Origin of the sequence: Herbaspirillum sp. SJZ107, from assembly GCF_006715485.1 — a bacterium.
GTDB lineage: Bacteria > Pseudomonadota > Gammaproteobacteria > Burkholderiales > Burkholderiaceae_D > Telluria.
On record NZ_VFNH01000001.1, the window covers coordinates 1,836,500 to 1,855,803 of the forward strand.

Consider the following 19,304-nt stretch of genomic DNA (forward strand, 5'->3'; position numbering starts at 1 on the left):
CTCCGGTGGCCGGTTCCCTCCACAGGACATCTGATGAGCAACACCATCGAACACATCGTGGTGGTCGGCGGCGGTTCGGCCGGCTGGCTGGCCGCCGCGGTCATCGCAGCAGAACACCGCCACCTGCGCGTCACCCTGGTCGAATCGCCCGGCGTCCCGCCGATCGGCGTCGGCGAAGGCACATGGCCTTCGATGCGCGACACGCTGCACCGCATCGGCGTGTCGGAATCCGCGTTCTTCCGCGAATGCGACGCCGCCTTCAAGCAGGGCTCGCGCTTCGACCGCTGGGTCGACGGCAGCGCCGGCGACTATTATTTCCACCCCTTCGTCCTGCCCCAGGGCTACGGCGATGCCAACCTGGCCGCGGCCTGGCAGGCGCAGCGCCGCCACGTGCCCTTCGCCGACCTGGCCAGCTTCCAGCCGCACCTGTGCGTCGGGGGACGGGCGCCGAAGCAGGCGCGCACGCCGGAATTCGCGGCGGTGGCGAACTACGGCTACCACCTCGATGCCGGCAAGTTCGGCCTGTTCCTGCGCGCGCACTGCGTCGAGAAGCTGGGCGTGCGCCACGTGCTGGATCACGTCGATGCGGTAGTCCCCCATGACAATGGCGACATTGCCGGCCTGCGCCTGCGCGACGGCGGCGTGCTGGCCGGCGACCTGTTCGTCGACTGCACCGGCATGCAATCGCTGCTGCTCGGCGGCCACTACGGCGTGCCGCTGCTGCACCAGCGCCACGTGCTGTTCAACGACCGCGCGCTGGCGGTGCAGGTGCCCTACGCCACGCCGGATGCGCCGATCGCCTCGCAGACCACTTCCACCGCCCAGAGCTGCGGCTGGATCTGGGACATCGGCCTGCCGACCCGGCGCGGCATCGGCCACGTGTATTCGAGTGCCCACATCGGCGACGACGAGGCCGAAGACCAGCTGCGCGCCTACGTGGCGGCGAGCGGCGGCCCGTCCGACATTGCGCCGCGCAAGCTGCGCTTCGAACCGGGCTACCGCGAGCGCTTCTGGCAGCGCAACTGCGTGGCGATCGGCCTGTCGGCCGGCTTCATCGAGCCGCTGGAAGCGTCGGCGCTGGCCCTGGTCGAGATGTCGGCGGCGTGGCTGGCCGACGACATGCCGGCCACCCGGGCCCAGGTCGACGTGGTGGCGGACCGCTTCAACGAAGCGTTTGCCTATCGCTGGGAACGGGTGATCGAATTCCTCAAGCTGCACTACGTGCTGTCGAAGCGCAGCGACGCGCCTTACTGGATCGATCACCGCCGGCCGGAGACGATTCCGGCGCGCCTGCAGGAACTGCTCGGGCTGTGGCGCACGCGCCCGCCCTCGCGCCGCGACTTCCCGCGCATCGAGGAGGTATTTCCTTCCGCCAGCTATCAATATATCCTGTACGGGATGCAGACCCCGTTCGAGGGCGCGCCGCGCGCATCCGACCTGCCGCAGGAGGCCGACCGCCACTTCCGCGAGGCGGCGCGGCTGACGGCGCAGATGCTGCCGGCGCTGCCCTCGAACCGGGCCCTGCTCGAGCATATCCGGCTGCACGGCTTGCCGCGCATCTGAAAACGATAACAACACAAAGAGACACCATGCCCAACCACGCAATCCTGAACAACGTCGACCACAAGCACCTGCGCGTCATCACCGCGCGCGGCGCAGCCTACGGCGACGCCGTCATGTCGGCCCTGACCTTCCCGGCCGAATTCCGCGAACTCCAAGCCTCGTACCCGATCGTGTTCGCCAAGAGTGCCGACGGCACCTCCTTCGACGCGCTGGCCCTGTTCGGCTTCCAGCACGGCGAAAACCTGTTCCTCGAAGAGCGCGACGGCGTTGCGCGCTGGGACGCGCCGGCAATCCCGCTGAGCCACGAGCGCCTGCCCTTCCTGATCGGGCGCGGCGGCGAGGAGCTGTCGATCCACGTCGACATGGACCACCCGCGCGTCGCCGGCGGCGACGGCGCCGTGGAAGGCGAAGCGCTGTTCCTGACCTACGGCGGCACCAGCGAATACCTGGAGCGCATCGCCTCGGTGCTGCGCACGCTGCACGACGGCCTGGACGCGGCGCGCGGCTTCACCGCGGCCCTGCTCGAACTCGAGCTCCTGGAATCCTTCGTGCTCGACATCGAACTCGACGACGGCTCGCAGAACCGCCTGGCCGGCTTCTACACCATCAACGAAGAGCGCCTGCAGGCCTTGTCCGGCGAGCGCCTGGAGCGCCTCAACCGCGCCGGCTACCTGCAGGCGATCTACATGGCGACGGCCTCGCTGTCGCAATTCCGCGCGCTGATCGACCGCAAGAACCGCACCTTGACTTCCTCCACGTCCGGCCATGCTGGCAATCGCTGACAAGGTACGCGAGCTGGCCGTCGGCGAGCGCATCCCCGACGAGCTGCTGCGCGCCACCACCCCCTACATCGTGCGCGGCCTGGCTTCCAGCTGGCCGCTGGTGCAGGCCGGACGCCAGTCGCCCGACGCCGCCGACGCCTACCTGCGCCGCTTCTACCGCGACGCCACCGTCAATGCCATGCTCGGCAAGCCCGAGATCGGCGGCCGCTTCTTCTACAACGAGGATCTCACCGGCTTCAACTACATGTCGGTGCGGGCGCGCCTGGACGGCGTGCTGGACGAGCTGAAGGTCCAGCGCGGGATGGAGCGCCCCGGCGCCATCTACGTCGGCTCGACCACGATCGACACCGCCCTGCCCGGCCTGCGCCAGGACAACGACGTCGACCTCGGCGGACGCGACGCCCTGGCCAGCATCTGGATCGGCAACCGCACCCGCATCGCCGCCCACTACGACCTGCCGGACAACCTGGCGGTGGTCGCCGCCGGCCACCGCCGCTTCACGCTGTTCCCGCAGGATCAGCTGCCCAACCTGTACATCGGCCCGATCGACTTCACCCCGGCCGGCCAGGCCATCAGCCTGGTCGACTTCGCGGCGCCCGACCCGGTGCGCTTCCCGCGCTTCGAGGAAGCGCTGGGCCACGCCCAGGTGGCCGAACTCGGCCCCGGCGACGCCCTGTTCATCCCGTCCATGTGGTGGCACCACGTGGAAGCGCTCGACCGCTTCAACATCCTGGTGAACTACTGGTGGCGCCAGTCGCCGGACTGGATGGACACGCCGACCAACGCGCTGATGCTGGCCCTGCTGACGATGCGCGAACTGCCGCTTGAACAGCGCCAGGCCTGGCAGGATATCTTCCGCCACTACATCTTCGAGCCCGACGAGGCCAAGCTGGCCCACATCCCGCCGCATGCGCGCCATGCGCTGGCGCCGCTGGACGACGACCGCGCGCGCATCCTGCGCGGCCAGCTACTGAAAAGAATCAACCGCTGAAGGAGACAAGATGGAGACCAAGACCATGGACACCCAGGGCACGGGCACGCCGGTGCGCCGGATCGTGATCGCCGGCGGCGGCACCGCCGGCTGGATGGCCGCCGCGGCGCTCTCGCGCACCCTCGGCAAGCGGCTCGACATCAAGCTGGTCGAATCCGACGAGATCGGCACCGTGGGCGTGGGCGAGGCCACCATTCCCTCGCTGGTGCACTTCCACCGCCTGCTCGACATCGACGAGCGCGAATTCATGGCCGCCACCCAGGCCACCTTCAAGCTCGGCATCAGCTTCGAGAGCTGGCGCGCGCGCGGCGAAGACTACATCCACTCGTTCGGCATGACCGGCACCGACCACTGGACCGCCGGCTTCCAGCACTTCTGGCTGAAGGGCCGCGCGCGCGGCCTGGCGCACGACTACGGCGACTATTGCCTGGAACTGCTCGCCGGCAAGGAACACCGCTTCGCGCACCTGCCGAATCAGGGCCTGAACTACGCCTACCACCTGGACGCCACCCGCTACGCACGCTACCTGCGCCGCTTTTCCGAGCATTTCGGGGTCGAGCGCATCGAGGCCAAGATCGAGAGCGTGGAAGCGCGCGACGGCAGTATCTCCGCACTGCTGCTGGACTCCGGCAAGCGCATCGAGGGCGACCTGTTCATCGACTGCACCGGCTTCCGCTCGCTGCTGCTGGGCCAGACCCTGGGCGTGGAATACGAGGACTGGTCGCAATGGCTGTTCAACGACAGCGCGATCGCGGTGCAGACCGAGTCCAGCGGCCCGGCGATTCCGATGACCCGCTCGATCGGGCACGACTGGGGCTGGCAGTGGCGCATCCCGCTGCAGCACCGCACCGGCAACGGCATCGTGTATGCCAGCCGCTACGTCGACGACGATACGGCGCGCGCCGCGCTGCTCGGGAACATCGAGGGCAAGGTGCTCACCGAGCCGCGCGTGATCCGCTTCAAGCCGGGCCAGCGCAAGCAGGTCTGGGCCGGCAACTGCGTCGCCCTCGGCCTGGCCAGCGGCTTCCTGGAACCGATCGAGTCGACCAGCATCCACCTGATCCAGCGCGCCGTCATCCGCCTGCTGCAGATCTTCCCGACGCATGGCATCGTGAACGCCGACGTGGACGAGTTCAACGCCCAGGCGCACGAGGATATTCGCACCATCCGCGACTTCATCATCCTGCACTACAAGGTCACCAACCGCCGCGACACGCCGTACTGGACGGATGCAGCGACGATGCAGGTGCCCGACTCGCTGCAGCACCGCATCGACCTGTTCCGCGACACCGGCCGCGTGTTCCGCCTGCAGAACGAGCTGTTCGCCGAGAACTCGTGGGTGCAGGTGATGCTGGGCCAGGGCCTGAGCCCGGCCAGCTACCACCAGAGCGCCGACCTGATGGGCGACGAGGAACTGGCCGGCTTCCTGGACGGCATCCGCGCCAACGTGCGGCGCACCGCCTCGCAGCTGCCGCAGCACGCGGACTACGTCAAGCAGTACTGCGGCAGCAAGCCCTGAGGGGCCGGCCCGCTTGGGTGCGCTAAGGTGCGCCGTTGCGGGACGAAGCGGTCTAGTATTGGCGCATGCTCAAGCAAATCGCACCCGACATCTGGCACATGGAAGCCGGCATCCAGACCGCCGGCATCCCGCTCACCGCACGCATGACCGTGGTCCGTTTCAAGGATGGCCGCGTGTGGATCCATTCGCCGGTGCGCTTCGGCCCCGAGGTGCGCGCGCAGATCGCCAGGCTGGGCGAGGTCGCCTGGATCGTGGCGCCCAACCGCGCCCACCACATGTTCATGGGCAAGTGCAAACAGGCGTTCCCGGACGCCCGCCTGTACGGCGCGCCCGGCCTCGAGCGCAAGCGCTGGGACCTGGCCGACCTGCATCCGCTCGGCGACGCGGTCGAACCCGCATGGGCCGCCGACCTCGACCAGGTGCTGGTGCGCGGCATCCCGCTCGTGAACGAAACGGTATGGTTCCACAAGGCGTCGGCCACGCTGATCGCGACCGACCTGCTGCAGTGCTGGTGCGGGCAGCTCGACTGGCGCGCGGCGGCCTATGCGCGCCTGACCGGCGTGCGCGGGCACCTCGACGTACCGCACACGGTGCGCCTGGCCACGCGCGACCGCGCCGCCGCCACGGCCAGCCTGCAGTCGCTCCTGCGTTGGCCGTTCACGCGCGTGATCACGGCGCACAATGCGATCATCGAACAGGACGCGCACGGGGCGGTCGAACGGGCGCTGGCCCGGTTCAGCCGCTGAGCAGCCACCAAGTATCCACAGCTGTTGCCGACCTGTAGGCAAAGGATTAACATCGGTGTTTTAATTACCGGAAACACCATGTCCTCTTTCCGCCGCCTGACCGGCGCCGCCGCGGGCGCCCTGTGCCTGTCGGCCGCCGCCGCGGTACCCGCCATCGCCGCCGCCGATGCCTGCGCCACGCGCGACAAGTGCATGGATGCCATCATGGAAGCGGCGCGCGACGGCCGCCAGCTCGACGAAATGGCGCTGATGCGCGCGCTGCCGCGCAACTACGGCACCCGTCCGTCGCCGGCCGCCGCGCATCCGGCCCCGGACGCGCGCAGCGACGATACGCTCGCGGTCGGCGAACCCGACACGGTGCTGATCGCCCTGCTGCGCGACGCCAACCGCGCCGGCCTGCCGGCGCCCGAGCGCCACCGCGCGCTGGCGCTGGCCTACCTGCAGGCCAACAAGCCGGCCGACGCCGAGCTCGAACTCGACGAAGCGATCGCCAACCAGCCCAGCTACGCGCCGTACTGGCTGGACCTGGCGGAAGTCCATGCGCGCCAGGGACGGCACGACAAGGCGGCAGCGGCGCTGGTCGTCGCCACCGACTGGACGGTCGACGCCGGCGCCCTGCGCCAGGCCTACGCCCGCGCGGCCCAGCGCGGCGGCAGCGGCGCGCCCTACGCGCAGGCGCTGCAGCTGCTGGGCGCCCGGACCGAAGCCCTGGCCCGGCGCGAAGCGGCGCTGGCACCGCGGCCGCTGGCAAAGGACCGCGGCGTCAAGGGCGAGCCCATGCCCATCATGCGCTTCGATACCTGCATCAGGCCCGAGTACCCGCGCTCATCGCTGCGCAACGAGGAAACCGGCATGGTCCAGCTCGACTTCCTGGTCGATGCCGAGGGCAAGCCGGTCCAGATCCGCAAGGTCCGCTCCAGCGGCTATGCGGACCTCGACAACGCCACCCTGCTGTCGCTGTCGGCCTGCAGCTTCAAGCCGCTGGTGGTCGACGGCAAGCCGGCCGCGGCCTGGGCCGCGGTGCAGTACGTCTGGACGCTCGAATAAGCGCATCCAACCTCAGTGCGGGCCGATGTGCTCGTACAGGATGATGCAGCCGATCGCGATCAGCACCAGGCCGCCGGCCAGTTCGGCGCGCTTGCCGACGATGCGGCCGAGGCCACGGCCGAGCATCACGCCCAGCGTGACCATCACGAAGGTGGCCAGGCCGATGGCGCCGGCGGTGGTGAAGATGTTGGCGTCGATCAGCGCCAGGCTGGCGCCGACCACCATGGCGTCGATACTTGTGGCAAAGCCGGTGATCGCCAGCAGCCAGAACGAATGCTTGCTCGGTTTCTCGTCGTCGTCGTCGCCCGCCGCCAGGCTTTCGCGGATCATGCGCAGGCCCAGCACGACCAGCAGCGTGAACGCGATCCAGTGGTCCCAGGCTTCGACGTAGGGGGCCGCCACGTGTCCCAGCGCCCAGCCGACCAGCGGCGTCAAGCCTTCGATGACGCCGAAGATGATGCCGGTGCGCAGGGCTTCTTTCAGGTGCGGACGCTGCAGGGCCGCCCCCTTGCCAATGGCGACGGCAAAGGCGTCGGTGGACATGGCGAGGGCGATGGCGGCGGTGGCGAGGAAATTCATGTGATTCTCGGGCCGGGCAGGAACGGAGGTACGCCAGCGCGGCCCGGACAGAGCGCACCGGCATACCCAAGGTCTTGCCAACCGAGACGGCTGCCCGTACCACGGCACTGTGGCGCCGAGTGTGTTGATACGGGAACTTTCCGCCGCCGATAAAGCTGGGCGAAAAGCAGGCTACTCCCCTGTGGGATTGCGCGCATCATACTACAAGCGCAATAAAAAACCCAGCGCGGGCACGGGGCCGGCGCTGGGAAAGGGGCAGACAACCGGGAATTCAGGCGCCGGGGTGGGCCGCCACGTGGTCGGCCAGCATGGCGGCCGCGCCGCGCAGCGCCGGATAGGGTTCGGTAACGACCCAGGTCGGCACCCGCGCCAGCCAGGGCTGCAGCCGGCCCTTGGCCTCGAAGCGGGCGCGGAACGCCGATGCGTGGAACAGGCGCCCCAGGCGCGGCACGATGCCGCCGCCGATGTACATGCCGCCGGTGGCGCCCAGCGTCAGCGCCACGTTGCCGGCCACGCAGCCCAGCACGGCGCAGAAGACGTCGACGCTCTCGCGACAGGCGCCGCTCGTGCCGTCGATCGCGCGGGCGCTGATCTGCGCCGCGGGCAGGCGTTCGCCGGACAGCACGCGGTGGATCGCTTCCAGCCCGGCGCCCGACAGCAGGCGCTCGGCCGACACGTGGCCGTGCTCCTCCAGCAGTGCTTCCAGGATGCGGATTTCCTGCTTCGTGGTCGGCGCGAAGCTGGCATGGCCGCCCTCGCCCGGCAGCACGATCCAGCGTCCCGCATGCGGTACCAGCGCCGACACGCCGAGGCCGGTGCCGGGCCCGACCAGGCCGAGCGGACGGTCCAGCGGCGCCACGCATGCGGGGCCGACCCGCTCGCGTCCGGCGTCGCCCAGGTGCGGCAGCGCCATCGCCAGCGCGGCGAAGTCGTTCACCACCAGCAGCGTGTCGAGGCCGAATGCGCTGCGCAGGGCTGCCGTCGAAAAGCGCCAGTGGTGGTTGGTCATGGCGACCACGTCGCCTTCGACCGGCGTGGCGATCGCGATCGCGGCGTGGCGCAGTCCGTCGACCGCCATCCCGCGCGCGCGGGCACCGGCCAGGTAGGCGGCCAGCGCGGCGTCCAGGGTCGGGTAGTCGCTGCAGGCCAGCACCTCGACGTCGCTGAAGGCGCGGCTGTCGGCTTCGGCCTGCAGCGCAAAGCGGGCGTTGGTGCCGCCGATGTCGGCCAGCAGCCTCATTGCAGCTCCTCGCAGCGCACCGTGTCGGTATCGCGCGCGGCGCCACCGACCACGTCGACGTTGCCGAAGGCGGCCGCGAAGCCGCTTGTGGACGTCACGCTGAACGGGGTGTCGACGCGCGCCAGGTCGACGCCTTTCGCCGTGAAGCAGGCCAGCGGGATCTTGACCACCTGTTTGCCTTTGCCGGCCAGGCGCGCGAACACGCGGGTGGCGTCGAGCGGCTGGCCGCAGGCGGCGCCTGCGCACCCCATCGCGATCGTCACCTTGCCGGCCGGCGCCGCCTGCACCATGGTGTCGAAGCGCAGCACGCCGTCGGTGGCCGCTTGCGCCGGCAGCGCCAGCGGTCTTGCGCCGTGCGCCTCGAAGCTGGCCGGTCCGGTCCAGGTGACCAGGCGCGCATCCTGCTGGGTCTTGATCTGGACCACGGTGGCGCTGGCGCCGGGCACGCTTACCGTCGCATTCAGGTCGGCGCCGAAGGGACGCACTCCGGCGCCGCTCCGCAAGCGCAACGGGAAGCTGGCGCGGTCGGCCTGGCCGTGCAGCGGATAGGTGTTGGAGGCGCTGCAGCCGCCCCCCGCGTAGGCCGCATCCAGCCGGCCCAGTTGCGAGCGCTGGCCGGCCTTCAGCCCGTAGCCGTAGGCGAACAGCGGCGCATAGCCGGCATCGCCGACGTTGAGCGGGGTCTGGCACACGGTCTTCGGCCACGAATAGGTCAGCGTGCCGCCGAAGTCGTAGCGTTTGGCGCCCTTGGCCGCCACCAGCAGGTCGGACACGCCCTTGCCTTCGCTGCCCGGCAGCCAGGCGGCGATGAAGGTGTCCGACAGGTTCAGAAGGTCGTTGACCCACAGTGGCCGGCCCGACATCAGCACCGTGATCACCGGCTTGCCTTTGCCATGCACGGCCTGCAGCACGGCCAGGTCCTCGGGATAGCGGCTGCTGTGGCGCAGCGTGCCGGAAGGGACGATGTCGCCGTCGCCTTCGGCATACGGACCTTCGCCGATCACCGCGATCACCGCATCGAACCTGGACGGGTCGACGCCCTTGCCATCGGCACTATAAGTAACGTTGGCGGCGCCGGCGGCCTCGCGCAGCCCGGCCAGCACGGTGTCGCCATGCGGGAAGTCGGCATTCGTGTTGTCGGTCCCCTGCCAGCTCAGCGTCCAGCCGCCGGCCTGGTGCATCATGCTGTCGGCGGCCTTGCCGACCACCAGCAGGCGCCGGCCGGTCGCCAATGGAAGCGCCGGTCCTTCGTTCTTCAGCAGCACCAGCGATTCGCGCACCGCACGCCGCGCCAGTTCGCGTGCCTGCAGCGCTTCCGGCTTGCCGGCGTAGCGGTTGGCGGACGGGCGCTGGCCGAACAGGCCGGCGCGCAGCTTGACGCGCACGATGCGGGTGACGGCGTCGTCGATGCGCGCCATCGGAATGCGCCCGGCTTCCACGTCCTGCACCGTGTTGCGGATAAAGGCCTTCCAGTCGTCCGGCACCATCACCATGTCGACGCCGGCATTGATCGCGCGCGCGCAGCTGTCGTTGCGGCAGCCGGCCACTTCGCCGATGCCGTTCCAGTCGGTGACGACGAAGCCGTCGAAGCCCATCTTGTCCTTCAGGATTTCGGTCAGCATGCGCCGGTCGCCGTGCAGCTTGCCGTGGTCCTGCTTGTTCTCCGTGTCATACCAGCTGTTGAACGAGGCCATCACAGTCTGCGCGCCCGCTTCCAGGCCGCTGAAGTAGCCGGGGGCGTGGATGTTCATCATCTCGCGCTCGCTGGCGCGGGTAACGCTGGTGTTGACGCCGTTCTCGGTGCCGCCGTCGCCCATGTAGTGCTTGATGCTGGCGATGACGTTGGCGTCGTCCCTGAACGCGCCCTGCAGGCCCTTGACGTAGACGCCGGCATAGTCCTGGACCAGGCGCGGATCTTCGGAAAAGCCTTCGTAGGTGCGGCCCCAGCGGTCGTCGCGCACCACCGCCACGGTCGGCCCGAACACCCAGGCGATGCCGGTGGCGCGCACCGCGCGGCCGGTGGCGGCGCCGATCTCGCCGACCAGGGCCGGATCGTGGGCCGCACCCAGGCCGATATTGTGGGGGAAGATGGTGGCGCCATACACGTTGTTGTGGCCGTGGACGGCGTCGGTGCCCCAGATCACCGGCACCTTGACCGCCATGTCGGTCGCCATCGAAGCGTCGTAGAAGCTGTCGGCCAGTTTCACCCAGTCGGCGGGGCCGGCAAACTTGTTGTTGCCCGGCTTGCTGCCGCCGCCGTTCAGCACCGAGCCGAGGTAGTACTGCCTGACCTCGTCCGGCGTCACGCTCTTGATCTCGGCCTGGGTCATCTGGCCGATCTTCTGCGCCAGCGTCATCTTGCCGACGATGGCCGCGACGCGCGCCTCGAGGGCGGGGTCGGGCGCGATCGCGCTGCGGATGCGCGGCCACTCGCTTAGCGGCGTTTGCGGCTTGTGCGGCGCCGGGTCTGCGGCGATGGATGGCGCGCCGGGCAAGGCCAGCGCCACGGCCAATGCCAGCGCGCGCCGGCGGAACGGATCAAGCATGCAGGGTCTCCTATGTTATGCGGCAGCGCTTCCGGACAGATTTGGAAACGATTCCAATGTGTACCCGGATAGTGAATGCAAACGCCGCCCCTGTCAACTCATCCCTCAGGTCATTTACCGACTTCCTGCAGGAAGGACCGGTACCACAGCGCGCTGTCCTTCAGGCGCCGCTGCTGGGTCGCATAGTCGACGTGGACCAGTCCGAAGCGGCGCAGGTAGCCCTCCGACCACTCGAAGTTGTCGAGCAGGCTCCAGGCAAAGTAGCCCTGCACCGGCACGCCTTCGCCGATCGCGGCGTGCAGCGCCGCCAGGTGGCGCATCAGGTAGCGCTTGCGCCCGGGGTCGCGCACCGCCCCGTCCGCGGCCACCGTATCGTCGTAGCAGGCGCCGTTCTCGGTCACGTAAAGCGGCCCTGGACGGTAGTCGCGGTGCACGCGCTGCAGCAGCTCGGCCAGGCCCTGAGGCGCCACCGGCCAGCCCATCGCCGTGGTCTCGCCGCGCGCTTCCAGCACCCGCACGCCGAGCGGACCGTGGCCGGGCGCATCGGCCACCGTTTCGGGGAAGTAGTAATTCACGCCGAGGAAATCGGTGGGCGCGGCGATCGCTTCCAGGTCGCCCGGCAGGATCACCGGGGCCGCGTCGCCGACCAGGCGCAGGGTGTCCTCCGGATAGCCGCGGCCGTACAGCGGATCGAGGAACCAGCGGTAGCGCAAGCCGTCGTGGCGCGCCAGCGCCGCGTGATCGAGCGCACTGTCGCTGGCCGGACGCAACGGATGCAGGCTGAGCGCGATGCCGGCGCGCGCATCCGGCACATTGGCGCGGATCGCCGGCAGCGCCTTGCCGTGGGCCAGCAGCACGTGGTGCGCCACCTGCAGCGCGGTCCTGAAGTCGGCGATGCCGGGCGCATGCCAGCCCTCGTGGTGGCCGATCATCGCCGTGCACCACGGCTCGTTCTGGGTGATCCAGTGCTGCACGCGGTCGCCCAGGCGGCGCGTCACCGCATCCGCCAGTTCGACGAAGGCGTCGACCGTGGCGCGTTCGTTCCAGCCGCCGCGGTCCTGCAGGGCTTGCGGCAAGTCCCAGTGATACAGCGTGGCCCAGGGCTGCAGGCCGCGCGCCAGCATGCCGTCGACCAGGCGCTCGTAGAAATCGAGGCCCTTCGGGTTCGGCTTGCCGCCCGGCCCGCCGAAGATGCGCGGCCAGGCGATCGAGAAACGGTAGGCGTTGAGCCCGAGTTCGCGCCCGATGTCGAGGTCCTGCGGCCAGCGGTGGTAGTGGTCGCAGGCCACCGCCCCGCTCGAGCCGTCGCGGATCCTGCCGGGCGTCGCGGCGAAGCGGTCCCAGATCGACTCGACGCGGCCGTCGAGTTTTGCGCCCCCTTCGATCTGGTAGGACGAGGTGGCGGCGCCCCACAGGAAGTCGGTGGCGAAATCGGCGCGCTGCGGCGCCCGGGGTTCGAGTTCCTGCTCGTCAGCCTGGAATATCGTCGTCATGGTCGGGTCGGGGATGGATTATGCAAAGCGGTTTACCGCGGGTGGAAAGGTTTCCATATACAGCGCAAAAAAAAGCCGTGCCGGCTCATGCGGCCTTGCGCCTGGTGCCCGGCGCTCGTGCCAGCGATGCGCGCAGCGTGACGCTGACCGGGAAGTCGCGCGACACCGGCCGCTTCATGTCGTAGCACAGGTTGAGCAAGGCATTCACGCCATTCAGCGTCATCTCGCGCCACGGCATGTGCACGGAACTGAGGCGCGGCGCTGCATAGGCGGCGCTCGGGGTGTCGTCGTAGCCCAGCACCGACAGGTCGTGCGGCACGCGGATGCCGGCTTCCTGGAAATACGCCAGCGCGCCGGCTGCCATCTCGTCGTTGGCGCAGAACAGCGCGCTGCAGGGCGTGCCGGAGGCGATCAGGTCCCTGGCCGCGGCAAAGCCGCCGGCCGGCGAAAAATCACTCTCCACGCGCCATACCTTGTCGGGGTCGATACCGTTGTCGGCCAGCTCGCTCATGAAGCCGGCAATGCGCTCGTTGTTGTCGGCCAGGCTGCGCGGCCCTTCCACCACGGCGATCTTGCGGTGCTTGTGCTCGAGCAGCGTGCGTGCCGCCAGGCGCCCGCCCAGCACGTGGTCGACCGTGAAACACTGGTCGGGCATCGATTCGAAGGCGTGGTTCAGCGCCACCAGCTGGCCGGCCTTGGCCCCGAGCGCCGCCACGTCTTCCTCGAGCAGCGCGCTGGTCATCACGATCAGGCCGTCGCAGCCGCGTTCGATCAGGAAGTCGATGCCTTCGATCGCCTGCCGGCGCGCATCGCCGAGGCCGACGCCGAAGGCCAGCACCATGTGCAGGCCGGCGGCACGCAGCTCGGTATCCATGATCTGCAGGATCGGCGTGTAGAAGGTCCCGCTCAGCACCGGGATGTAGACGCCGACCATGCGGCTCGATCCCGACAGCAGCGCGCGCGCCGCATGCGATGGACGGAAACCGAGTTCGTCGATCGCCTTCCTGACCCGCTCGAGCGTGGCGGGCGAGACCGAACCGCGCCCGCTGACCACGCGCGAGGCGGTTCCGAGGCCGACGCCGGCCAGCTTCGCTACATCCTTGATCGTCGCCACGGCGGCTCACCTCATCCAGGGGTTGAACAAAAACAGTCGATACCAAACACCGAAGCATACTGCATTCGCCGCCCGGTGCCTACCTCGGGGCCGGCATCGTCATTACAGGCGGCGCCCGTCCTGCGGGTCGAACAGCGAGACCCGGGCCGCATCGATGCCGAAAGCGACCTCGTCGCCGGGCGCGAATGCGCGCGTATCGTGCACCAGCGCGCCGAGTGCAGCCGTGCCGCAGCGCAGCCACACGACCTGGTGGTTGCCCATCGGTTCCACCAGGGTCACCTCGGCGCGCAGCGGACCGGCGCCGATGGCCACGTGCTCGGGGCGCACGCCCAGCAGCGCCGGCCCGCTCGCCCGCCCTGCCGCCCCGACCCCGGCCGGCAACTCGATGGCGCCGGCGCGGAAGCGCCCCGCCGCATCGAGCGCGCCGTCGATGAAGGCCATCGGCGGCGATCCCAGGAAGCCTGCGACGAAGCGGTTGGCCGGGCGCGCGTACACCTCGGCCGGGGTGCCGACCTGCTGGATGCGGCCCTTGTCCATCACCACGATGCGGCTGGCCAGCGTCATCGCCTCGGCCTGGTCGTGGGTCACGTAGATCATGGTCGAGCCGAGCGTCTGGTGCAGCAGCTTGAGTTCGCGCCGCAACTCGGCGCGCAGCTTGGCGTCGAGGTTCGACAGCGGCTCGTCGAACAGGAACACGCGCGCTTCGCGCACCAGCGCGCGCCCGATCGCCACCCGCTGGCGCTGGCCGCCGGAGAGCTGCGCCGGCTTGCGCGACAGCAGCGCATCCAGCTGCAGCATCGCCGCCGCGCGTGCCACGCGGCGCCGGATCTCCTCCTTCGGCGTGCCGGCGATGCGCAGGCCGAAGGACATGTTGGCTTCCACCGTCATGGTCGGGTACAGCGCATACGACTGGAACACCATGCCGATGCCGCGCTCGCTCGGGTCGGCATCCGTCATGTCGCGGCCGCCGATCTCGATCGCACCGGCGGCCGGTTCGACTAGGCCGGCGATGCTGTGCAGCAGGGTCGACTTGCCGCAGCCGGAGGGGCCGAGCAGCACCAGGAATTCGCCCGGCTCGACCTGCAGGTCGAGGCCGCGGATGATGTCCCTGCCGCCGAGGCGGATATGCAGGTCGCGCAGGTGGACGTTCGCCATCGCGGGGTCAGCCTTTCACGGCGCCGGCGGCGATGCCGCGCACGAACCAGCGTCCGGAGAAGAAATACAGGGCCAGCGGCAGCAGCGCCGTCAGGATGGTGGCCGCCATGTTGACGTTGTACTGGCGGGCACCGGTGGTGGTGTTGATCACGTTGTTCAGCTCCACCGTCATCGGCAGGTTGTCGCGGCCGGCGAACACCAGGCCGAGGATGTAGTCGTTCCACACGCCGGTGACCTGCATGATCGCCGCCACCACCACGATCGGCAGCGACATCGGCAGCATCACCTGCAGGAAGATGCGCCAGAAACCGCCGCCGTCGATGCGCGCAGCCTGGAACAGCTCGTGCGGCACGCCCGCATAATAATTCCGGAACAGCAGCGTCATCACCGGCATGCCGAACACCAGGTGTACCAGCACGATGGCCGGCAGCGAGCCATAGACGCCGGCCAGCGCCATCACGCGCACCAGCGGATAGATCATCACCTGCACCGGCACGAAGGCGCCGGCCAGCAGGATACCGAACAGCAGGTTGGCGCCGCGCGGGCGCCAGAACGACAGCGCGTAGCCGTTGACGGCGCCGATCGCGATCGCCAGCAGCGTGCTCGGCACCGTGATCCAGACCGAGTTGAGGAAGCCGCCGCGGATGCCTTCGCAGGCGGCGCCGGTGCAGACGCCGCTCCAGGCCTGGCGCCAGGGTTCGAGCGTCCAGGCATGCGGCAGCGCCAGGATGCCGCCCTGGCGGATCTCCTCCATCGGCTTGAGCGAGGTGACGATCATCACGTACAGCGGCAGCAGGAAAAACGCGCCGGCGCTCAGGAGGAACAGATAGATGCCGATGCGGGCCGGACTCCAGCGCCGGCGCCGGGTACGGCCGCGCGCCGGCCGCTTCACCGGCTCGAGCGCCGGCTCAAGCGCGGGCTCGAGTGCCGTTTCGAGCGCGGTCGCAATCGCGGCCTGGTGGACGGTCGGCGTCATGCGGCCTCCTTGCGCGTCCGCGCGTAGGCATACGGCGCCAGCAGCGCCAGCACCGGCACCAGCAGCACGACCGCGCCGGCCGAGGCCAGGCCGACGTTCGAGCGCAGGAACAGGTGGTCCATGATGAACTTGGTCGGTACCTCGCTGGCGGTGCCGGGGCCGCCGTTGGTCATCGCCACCACCGCGTCGTACAGCTTGACCACGGCGGTCGACAGCAGCAGCAGGACGGTGGCGATCGTCGGCCACAGCATCGGCAGCACGATGCGGGTGTACACGCGCCACGGCGGGATGCCGTCCAGGCGCGCCGCCTTCCAGATGTCGGGGTCGACGCCGCGCAGCCCGGCCAGCATCAAGGCCATCACCAGCCCCGAGGCCTGCCACACGGTCGCGATCACGACGGTGTAGATCACCAGGTCCTGGCGCACGATCCAGTCGAAGGTAAAACCGGAGAAACCGAGCCCGCGCACCACGCCGTCCAGGCCGTCGCCCGGCGTCAGCAGCCATTGCCACACCAGGCCGGTGGCGACGAAGGACATCGCGTACGGGTACAGGAAGATGGTGCGGAACACCCCTTCGCCGCGCACGCGCTGGTCGATGAAGACCGCCAGCAGGAAGCCGATCGCCAGGCAGGCCAGGATGAACAGCACGCCATAGACCGCCAGGTTGTGCAGCGACAGCATCCAGCGCTCGTTGTCGAACAGGCGCCCGTACTGGGCCAGGCCGATGAAGCGCCCCGAGGGGAAGGTGCGCGAGCCGGTCAGGGAAATGACCAGGGTCCAGGCGGCGGCGCCGAGGTAGGCGACGATGGCGGTCAGCGCCATCGGCAGCAGGGCCGCGTGCGGTGTCAGGCGTGTGAGTTTCAGCGCGGGCCTCATGTCAATAGCGCAGCGCCGAGGCGATGCTGTTCTGGGCCTGTTCCACCGGCATGTCGGTGTTCCAGTAGGCGGTCAGCACGTCCTGCAGCGCGCCGTTCTGGTCGGGGGTCAGGTAGATCTCCATCACGCCCAGCGGCCGCGCGCGGTCGCGCGCAATGGCCATGCCCTTTTGCGCACAGGCGTCCAGGCTGGCGGGATCGGCATCCAGGCGCGCCGGGATCGACCCCTTCAGGCGGTTGAACGACAGCTGCACGGCGGGGTCGGCGACCACGCGCGCCACCAGCTTCTGCGCCCGCAGCACCGCCGGATCCGCCGTGCGCGGGAACACCAGCACGTCGCCCTGGACCAGGTAGGGGCTGGCCGCGCCCAGGCCCGGCAGGCAGCCGTAGTCACGCTCCGGCTGCTGGCCGGCCGCCGTGAATTCGCCCTTGGCCCAGTCGCCCATCACCTGGATGCCGGCGCGGCCCCCGATCACCATCGCGGTGGCGTCGTTCCAGTTGCGTCCCGGCGCGGCCGGGTCGACGTAGCCGTGCAGGCGTTTATAGGCCAGCAGCACGCGGCGGAAGTCGTTCGATCGGATCGCGGCCTGGTCGCGGTCGCGCAGCACCCGCAGGTAGAGCGCGCGCCCGCCGAGGTTGGACAGCATCAGCGAAAACAGGATGCTGTCCTGCCAGGCCTGGCCGCCATGCGCCAGCGGCACCAGCCCGGCCGCCTTGAGCTTGTCCAGCGCCGCGAACAGTTCCTCGACGCTTTGCGGCGCACGCGCGATCCCGGCGCGGGCGAACGCGGGCTTCGAATACCACAGCCAGGTCTGCATGTGGACGTTGACCGGCGCCGCGTACCAGTGGCCGTGCACCTTGATGACGTCGACGATCGGCTGCGGCAGCGTGCGTTCCCAGGCGCCGCGGCGGGCGGCATCGTCGACGTCGTTCAGCAGGCCTTCCTCGATGATGTCGACGAACTGGCGCGAGGTGTTGAACTGGGCCGCGGTGGGTGGCTTGCCGCCGATGATGCGGTTGAGGGTGACGGCGCGCGACTGGTCGCCGCCGGCGATCGCGGTGTCGACCCAGGTGCCGCCGAGGCCGCGGTAGGCCTGGGCCACCTGCCTGACCGCGGCCGATTCGCCGCCCGAGGTCCACCAGTGGATCACCTCGGCGCGCGGTCCGGGCTGGGGCGCGGCGGCCGCAGCAGCGCCGCCGGCCGCGCCGACGATTGCGCCGACGATTGCCCCGGCGCACAGCGCCCGTGGCCAGCCGCGCAGCATGGTCTTGCCTGCTCCGAGCATCCTGTCTCCTGTCGGCTGCCATTTACGCACGCATCGGATGCGTGACCATGGCTTGTTGGCGGACGCGCGGTCCGGGCCGAATGTAATGTCAGTTGGAAATTAATAAACGGATTTTCCTACAAAAACCGCCGCTAATGTTAGGAAATTTCATCTAGAGCGAGGCGGCCGGCCGCTCCTGACCCGGCGCCGCCTGCGCACGCCGCCCGCCAAGTCCGGGCAGCAGGCGCAGCGCCGGCATCTCGATCCAGCGGTAGCTGGCCCAGGCCAGCGCCAGCAGCACCGGCACCAGGCCCAGCACCAGCGCGCAATATGCCGGCGCCGGCCAGCGCGCCACCACGGTTGCGCCGAACACCCAGTGGATCGCCACGTACAGCACCAGCCCGTGCAGCAGGTAGATGCTGTAGGTCGGCTCCCCCAGCAGGCGCGACACCCGGCTGGTCAGGGCACCCGACAGGCTGCAGCCGGCAGCGACCAGCGTGAAGGCGCACGCCAGCAGCAGCATCGGCGCCGGCGCGTAGGCTGTCGGGAACAGCAGCACGGCGAGCGCGACGCCCGCCAGCACCAGGCCGGTGCCGGCAGGCGAGGCTGCCAGCCGCCGCACGCCGGGCCGCTGCGCCAGCGGCACCGCCAGCGCGCCGCCGGCAAAGGCCGGCATCACGGCCAGGTGCGCGTGCTGCCAGGCCGCCAGCGCCAGCGACGCTGCCGCCAGCAGGCAGGGGACGGCGCCGGCGCGCCGCCCCAGGGCCAGTCCGAGCAGCGGCAGCGCCAGGTAGAAATGCCACTCGGACGCCAGCGACCAGACCACGCCCGCGGTGATCAAGTGGGTACCGCCGAAGCCGTTCACGGGGCCGTAGCCGGCGATCGAAAAGGCCAGCCACTGCGCCACCTCGCGCGCGACGACATGCTTCGGCTCGAGCAGTGTCCAGCCGGAGTCCACCGCGACCACGGCGAACATCAGGCCCATCGCCAGCGCATAGGCCGGTACCAGGCGCAGCACGCGGCCGAGAAAGAATGCGCCCCAGCCGAAGCCGCCGCGCGCGGCCTGCAGCTTGCGCACGAACAGGAAGGCCGTGATCATGAAGAACAGGGTGACGCTCGATTCGCCGAAGTGGGTGAACAGGCGCGACGGCGGCGCCGTCCACTCCCGGGTCGCCAGGTAGCCGCGCCAGATCGCGGCATGGTGCAGGAACACGAAGAAGGCCAGGTAGCCGCGCAGGCCATCGATGGCGGCATTGCGCCCGCCGCCGGGCGGCGCCGGCAGCCAGCGGCGGCAGGCATGCACGACGCCCAGGGCCAGGCCCACGGCAAGCACGGCGAACAGCGGATCGGTCGGCCCCATCGAGCGCTCCCTCGGTGACAATGGCTCAGCTTACGCCAGCTACCGCAAGTCACT

16 protein-coding genes and 1 riboswitch are annotated in these 19,304 nt (G+C 69.7%); of the genes, 6 read left to right on the forward strand and 10 right to left on the reverse strand.

The features are described 5' to 3' along the window. Nucleotides 1-33 precede the first annotated feature (33 nt). From FBX97_RS08205 to FBX97_RS08230, 6 genes are all read left to right on the forward strand, one after another. Nucleotides 34-1,563 carry a tryptophan halogenase family protein gene (locus FBX97_RS08205; RefSeq protein WP_141830197.1) on the forward strand — a complete coding sequence of 510 codons (1,530 nt, stop codon included), beginning with the start codon at nt 34-36 and terminating at the stop codon, nt 1,561-1,563. Nucleotides 1,564-1,589: 26 nt separating this feature from the next. Further along, nucleotides 1,590-2,345 carry a SapC family protein gene (locus FBX97_RS08210; RefSeq protein WP_141830199.1) on the forward strand — a complete coding sequence of 252 codons (756 nt, stop codon included), beginning with the start codon at nt 1,590-1,592 and terminating at the stop codon, nt 2,343-2,345. Next, a complete protein-coding gene (locus tag FBX97_RS08215) occupies nt 2,329-3,336 on the forward strand; it encodes a cupin-like domain-containing protein (protein ID WP_141830201.1) in 1,008 nt (335 codons plus the stop codon). The genes FBX97_RS08210 and FBX97_RS08215 overlap by 17 nt, the downstream gene beginning before the upstream one ends. A 10-nt stretch (nt 3,337-3,346) precedes the next feature. Then, nucleotides 3,347-4,855 carry a tryptophan halogenase family protein gene (locus FBX97_RS08220; protein WP_255517350.1) on the forward strand — a complete coding sequence of 503 codons (1,509 nt, stop codon included), beginning with the start codon at nt 3,347-3,349 and terminating at the stop codon, nt 4,853-4,855. Nucleotides 4,856-4,920: 65 nt separating this feature from the next. Continuing rightward, nucleotides 4,921-5,601: a DUF4336 domain-containing protein gene (locus FBX97_RS08225; RefSeq protein WP_141830203.1), complete on the forward strand. Its 681-nt coding sequence runs from the start codon at nt 4,921-4,923 to the stop codon at nt 5,599-5,601. Nucleotides 5,602-5,679: 78 nt separating this feature from the next. Further along, a complete protein-coding gene (locus tag FBX97_RS08230) occupies nt 5,680-6,648 on the forward strand; it encodes an energy transducer TonB (RefSeq protein ID WP_141830205.1) in 969 nt (322 codons plus the stop codon). Nucleotides 6,649-6,660: 12 nt separating this feature from the next. Here FBX97_RS08230 and mntP read toward each other — a convergent pair whose 3' ends face one another. The 10 genes from mntP to FBX97_RS08280 form a co-directional block, all read right to left on the reverse strand. Next, nucleotides 6,661-7,227 carry a manganese efflux pump MntP gene (gene mntP / locus FBX97_RS08235; protein WP_141830207.1) on the reverse strand — a complete coding sequence of 189 codons (567 nt, stop codon included), beginning with the start codon at nt 7,225-7,227 and terminating at the stop codon, nt 6,661-6,663. A gap of 5 nt (nt 7,228-7,232) precedes the next feature. Then, nucleotides 7,233-7,419, reverse strand: a riboswitch (yybP-ykoY riboswitch). Nucleotides 7,420-7,498: 79 nt separating this feature from the next. Beyond that, a complete protein-coding gene (locus FBX97_RS08240) occupies nt 7,499-8,467 on the reverse strand; it encodes a glucokinase (RefSeq protein WP_141830208.1) in 969 nt (322 codons plus the stop codon). After that, on the reverse strand, nt 8,464-11,013 hold the full coding sequence (locus FBX97_RS08245) for a glycoside hydrolase family 3 N-terminal domain-containing protein (RefSeq protein ID WP_141830210.1): 2,550 nt from the start codon (nt 11,011-11,013) through the stop codon (nt 8,464-8,466). The genes FBX97_RS08240 and FBX97_RS08245 overlap by 4 nt, the downstream gene beginning before the upstream one ends. A 110-nt stretch (nt 11,014-11,123) precedes the next feature. After that, entirely contained in the window at nt 11,124-12,506 is a 1,383-nt protein-coding gene (locus FBX97_RS08250; RefSeq protein ID WP_141830212.1) for a GH1 family beta-glucosidase, read from the reverse strand. An 85-nt stretch (nt 12,507-12,591) separates the two neighbouring features. Next, entirely contained in the window at nt 12,592-13,620 is a 1,029-nt protein-coding gene (locus FBX97_RS08255) for a LacI family DNA-binding transcriptional regulator (RefSeq protein ID WP_141830213.1), read from the reverse strand. A gap of 102 nt (nt 13,621-13,722) precedes the next feature. Next, the gene (locus FBX97_RS08260) at nt 13,723-14,775 is read right to left on the reverse strand and encodes an ABC transporter ATP-binding protein (RefSeq protein ID WP_141830215.1); all 1,053 of its coding nucleotides are present in this window, start codon (nt 14,773-14,775) and stop codon (nt 13,723-13,725) included. Nucleotides 14,776-14,782: 7 nt separating this feature from the next. Next, entirely contained in the window at nt 14,783-15,751 is a 969-nt protein-coding gene (locus FBX97_RS08265) for a carbohydrate ABC transporter permease (protein WP_141830217.1), read from the reverse strand. Beyond that, nucleotides 15,748-16,626, reverse strand: a complete 879-nt coding sequence (locus FBX97_RS08270) for a carbohydrate ABC transporter permease (protein WP_141830219.1) — start codon at nt 16,624-16,626, stop codon at nt 15,748-15,750. The genes FBX97_RS08265 and FBX97_RS08270 overlap by 4 nt, the downstream gene beginning before the upstream one ends. 1 nt (nt 16,627) lies before the next feature. After that, on the reverse strand, nt 16,628-17,890 hold the full coding sequence (locus FBX97_RS08275; protein ID WP_141831040.1) for an ABC transporter substrate-binding protein: 1,263 nt from the start codon (nt 17,888-17,890) through the stop codon (nt 16,628-16,630). Nucleotides 17,891-18,062: 172 nt separating this feature from the next. Next, nucleotides 18,063-19,250: an acyltransferase gene (locus FBX97_RS08280; RefSeq protein ID WP_141830220.1), complete on the reverse strand. Its 1,188-nt coding sequence runs from the start codon at nt 19,248-19,250 to the stop codon at nt 18,063-18,065. Nucleotides 19,251-19,304 lie beyond the last annotated feature (54 nt).

Excerpts from the sequence above, each read along its gene's own strand:
- FBX97_RS08280 (WP_141830220.1), bottom strand. The coding sequence starts at position 19,250 with ATGGGGCCGACCGATCCGCTGTTCGCCGTGCTTGCCGTGGGCCTGGCC.
- FBX97_RS08205 (WP_141830197.1), top strand. The coding sequence starts at position 34 with ATGAGCAACACCATCGAACACATCGTGGTGGTCGGCGGCGGTTCGGCC.
- FBX97_RS08220 (WP_255517350.1), top strand. The coding sequence starts at position 3,347 with ATGGAGACCAAGACCATGGACACCCAGGGCACGGGCACGCCGGTGCGC.
- FBX97_RS08230 (WP_141830205.1), top strand. The coding sequence starts at position 5,680 with ATGTCCTCTTTCCGCCGCCTGACCGGCGCCGCCGCGGGCGCCCTGTGC.
- FBX97_RS08210 (WP_141830199.1), top strand. The coding sequence starts at position 1,590 with ATGCCCAACCACGCAATCCTGAACAACGTCGACCACAAGCACCTGCGC.
- FBX97_RS08250 (WP_141830212.1), bottom strand. The coding sequence starts at position 12,506 with ATGACGACGATATTCCAGGCTGACGAGCAGGAACTCGAACCCCGGGCG.
- FBX97_RS08245 (WP_141830210.1), bottom strand. The coding sequence starts at position 11,013 with ATGCTTGATCCGTTCCGCCGGCGCGCGCTGGCATTGGCCGTGGCGCTG.
- FBX97_RS08225 (WP_141830203.1), top strand. The coding sequence starts at position 4,921 with ATGCTCAAGCAAATCGCACCCGACATCTGGCACATGGAAGCCGGCATC.
- mntP (WP_141830207.1), bottom strand. The coding sequence starts at position 7,227 with ATGAATTTCCTCGCCACCGCCGCCATCGCCCTCGCCATGTCCACCGAC.
- FBX97_RS08240 (WP_141830208.1), bottom strand. The coding sequence starts at position 8,467 with ATGAGGCTGCTGGCCGACATCGGCGGCACCAACGCCCGCTTTGCGCTG.
- FBX97_RS08260 (WP_141830215.1), bottom strand. The coding sequence starts at position 14,775 with ATGGCGAACGTCCACCTGCGCGACCTGCATATCCGCCTCGGCGGCAGG.
- FBX97_RS08215 (WP_141830201.1), top strand. The coding sequence starts at position 2,329 with ATGCTGGCAATCGCTGACAAGGTACGCGAGCTGGCCGTCGGCGAGCGC.
- FBX97_RS08275 (WP_141831040.1), bottom strand. The coding sequence starts at position 17,890 with ATGCTGCGCGGCTGGCCACGGGCGCTGTGCGCCGGGGCAATCGTCGGC.
- FBX97_RS08265 (WP_141830217.1), bottom strand. The coding sequence starts at position 15,751 with ATGACGCCGACCGTCCACCAGGCCGCGATTGCGACCGCGCTCGAAACG.
- FBX97_RS08270 (WP_141830219.1), bottom strand. The coding sequence starts at position 16,626 with ATGAGGCCCGCGCTGAAACTCACACGCCTGACACCGCACGCGGCCCTG.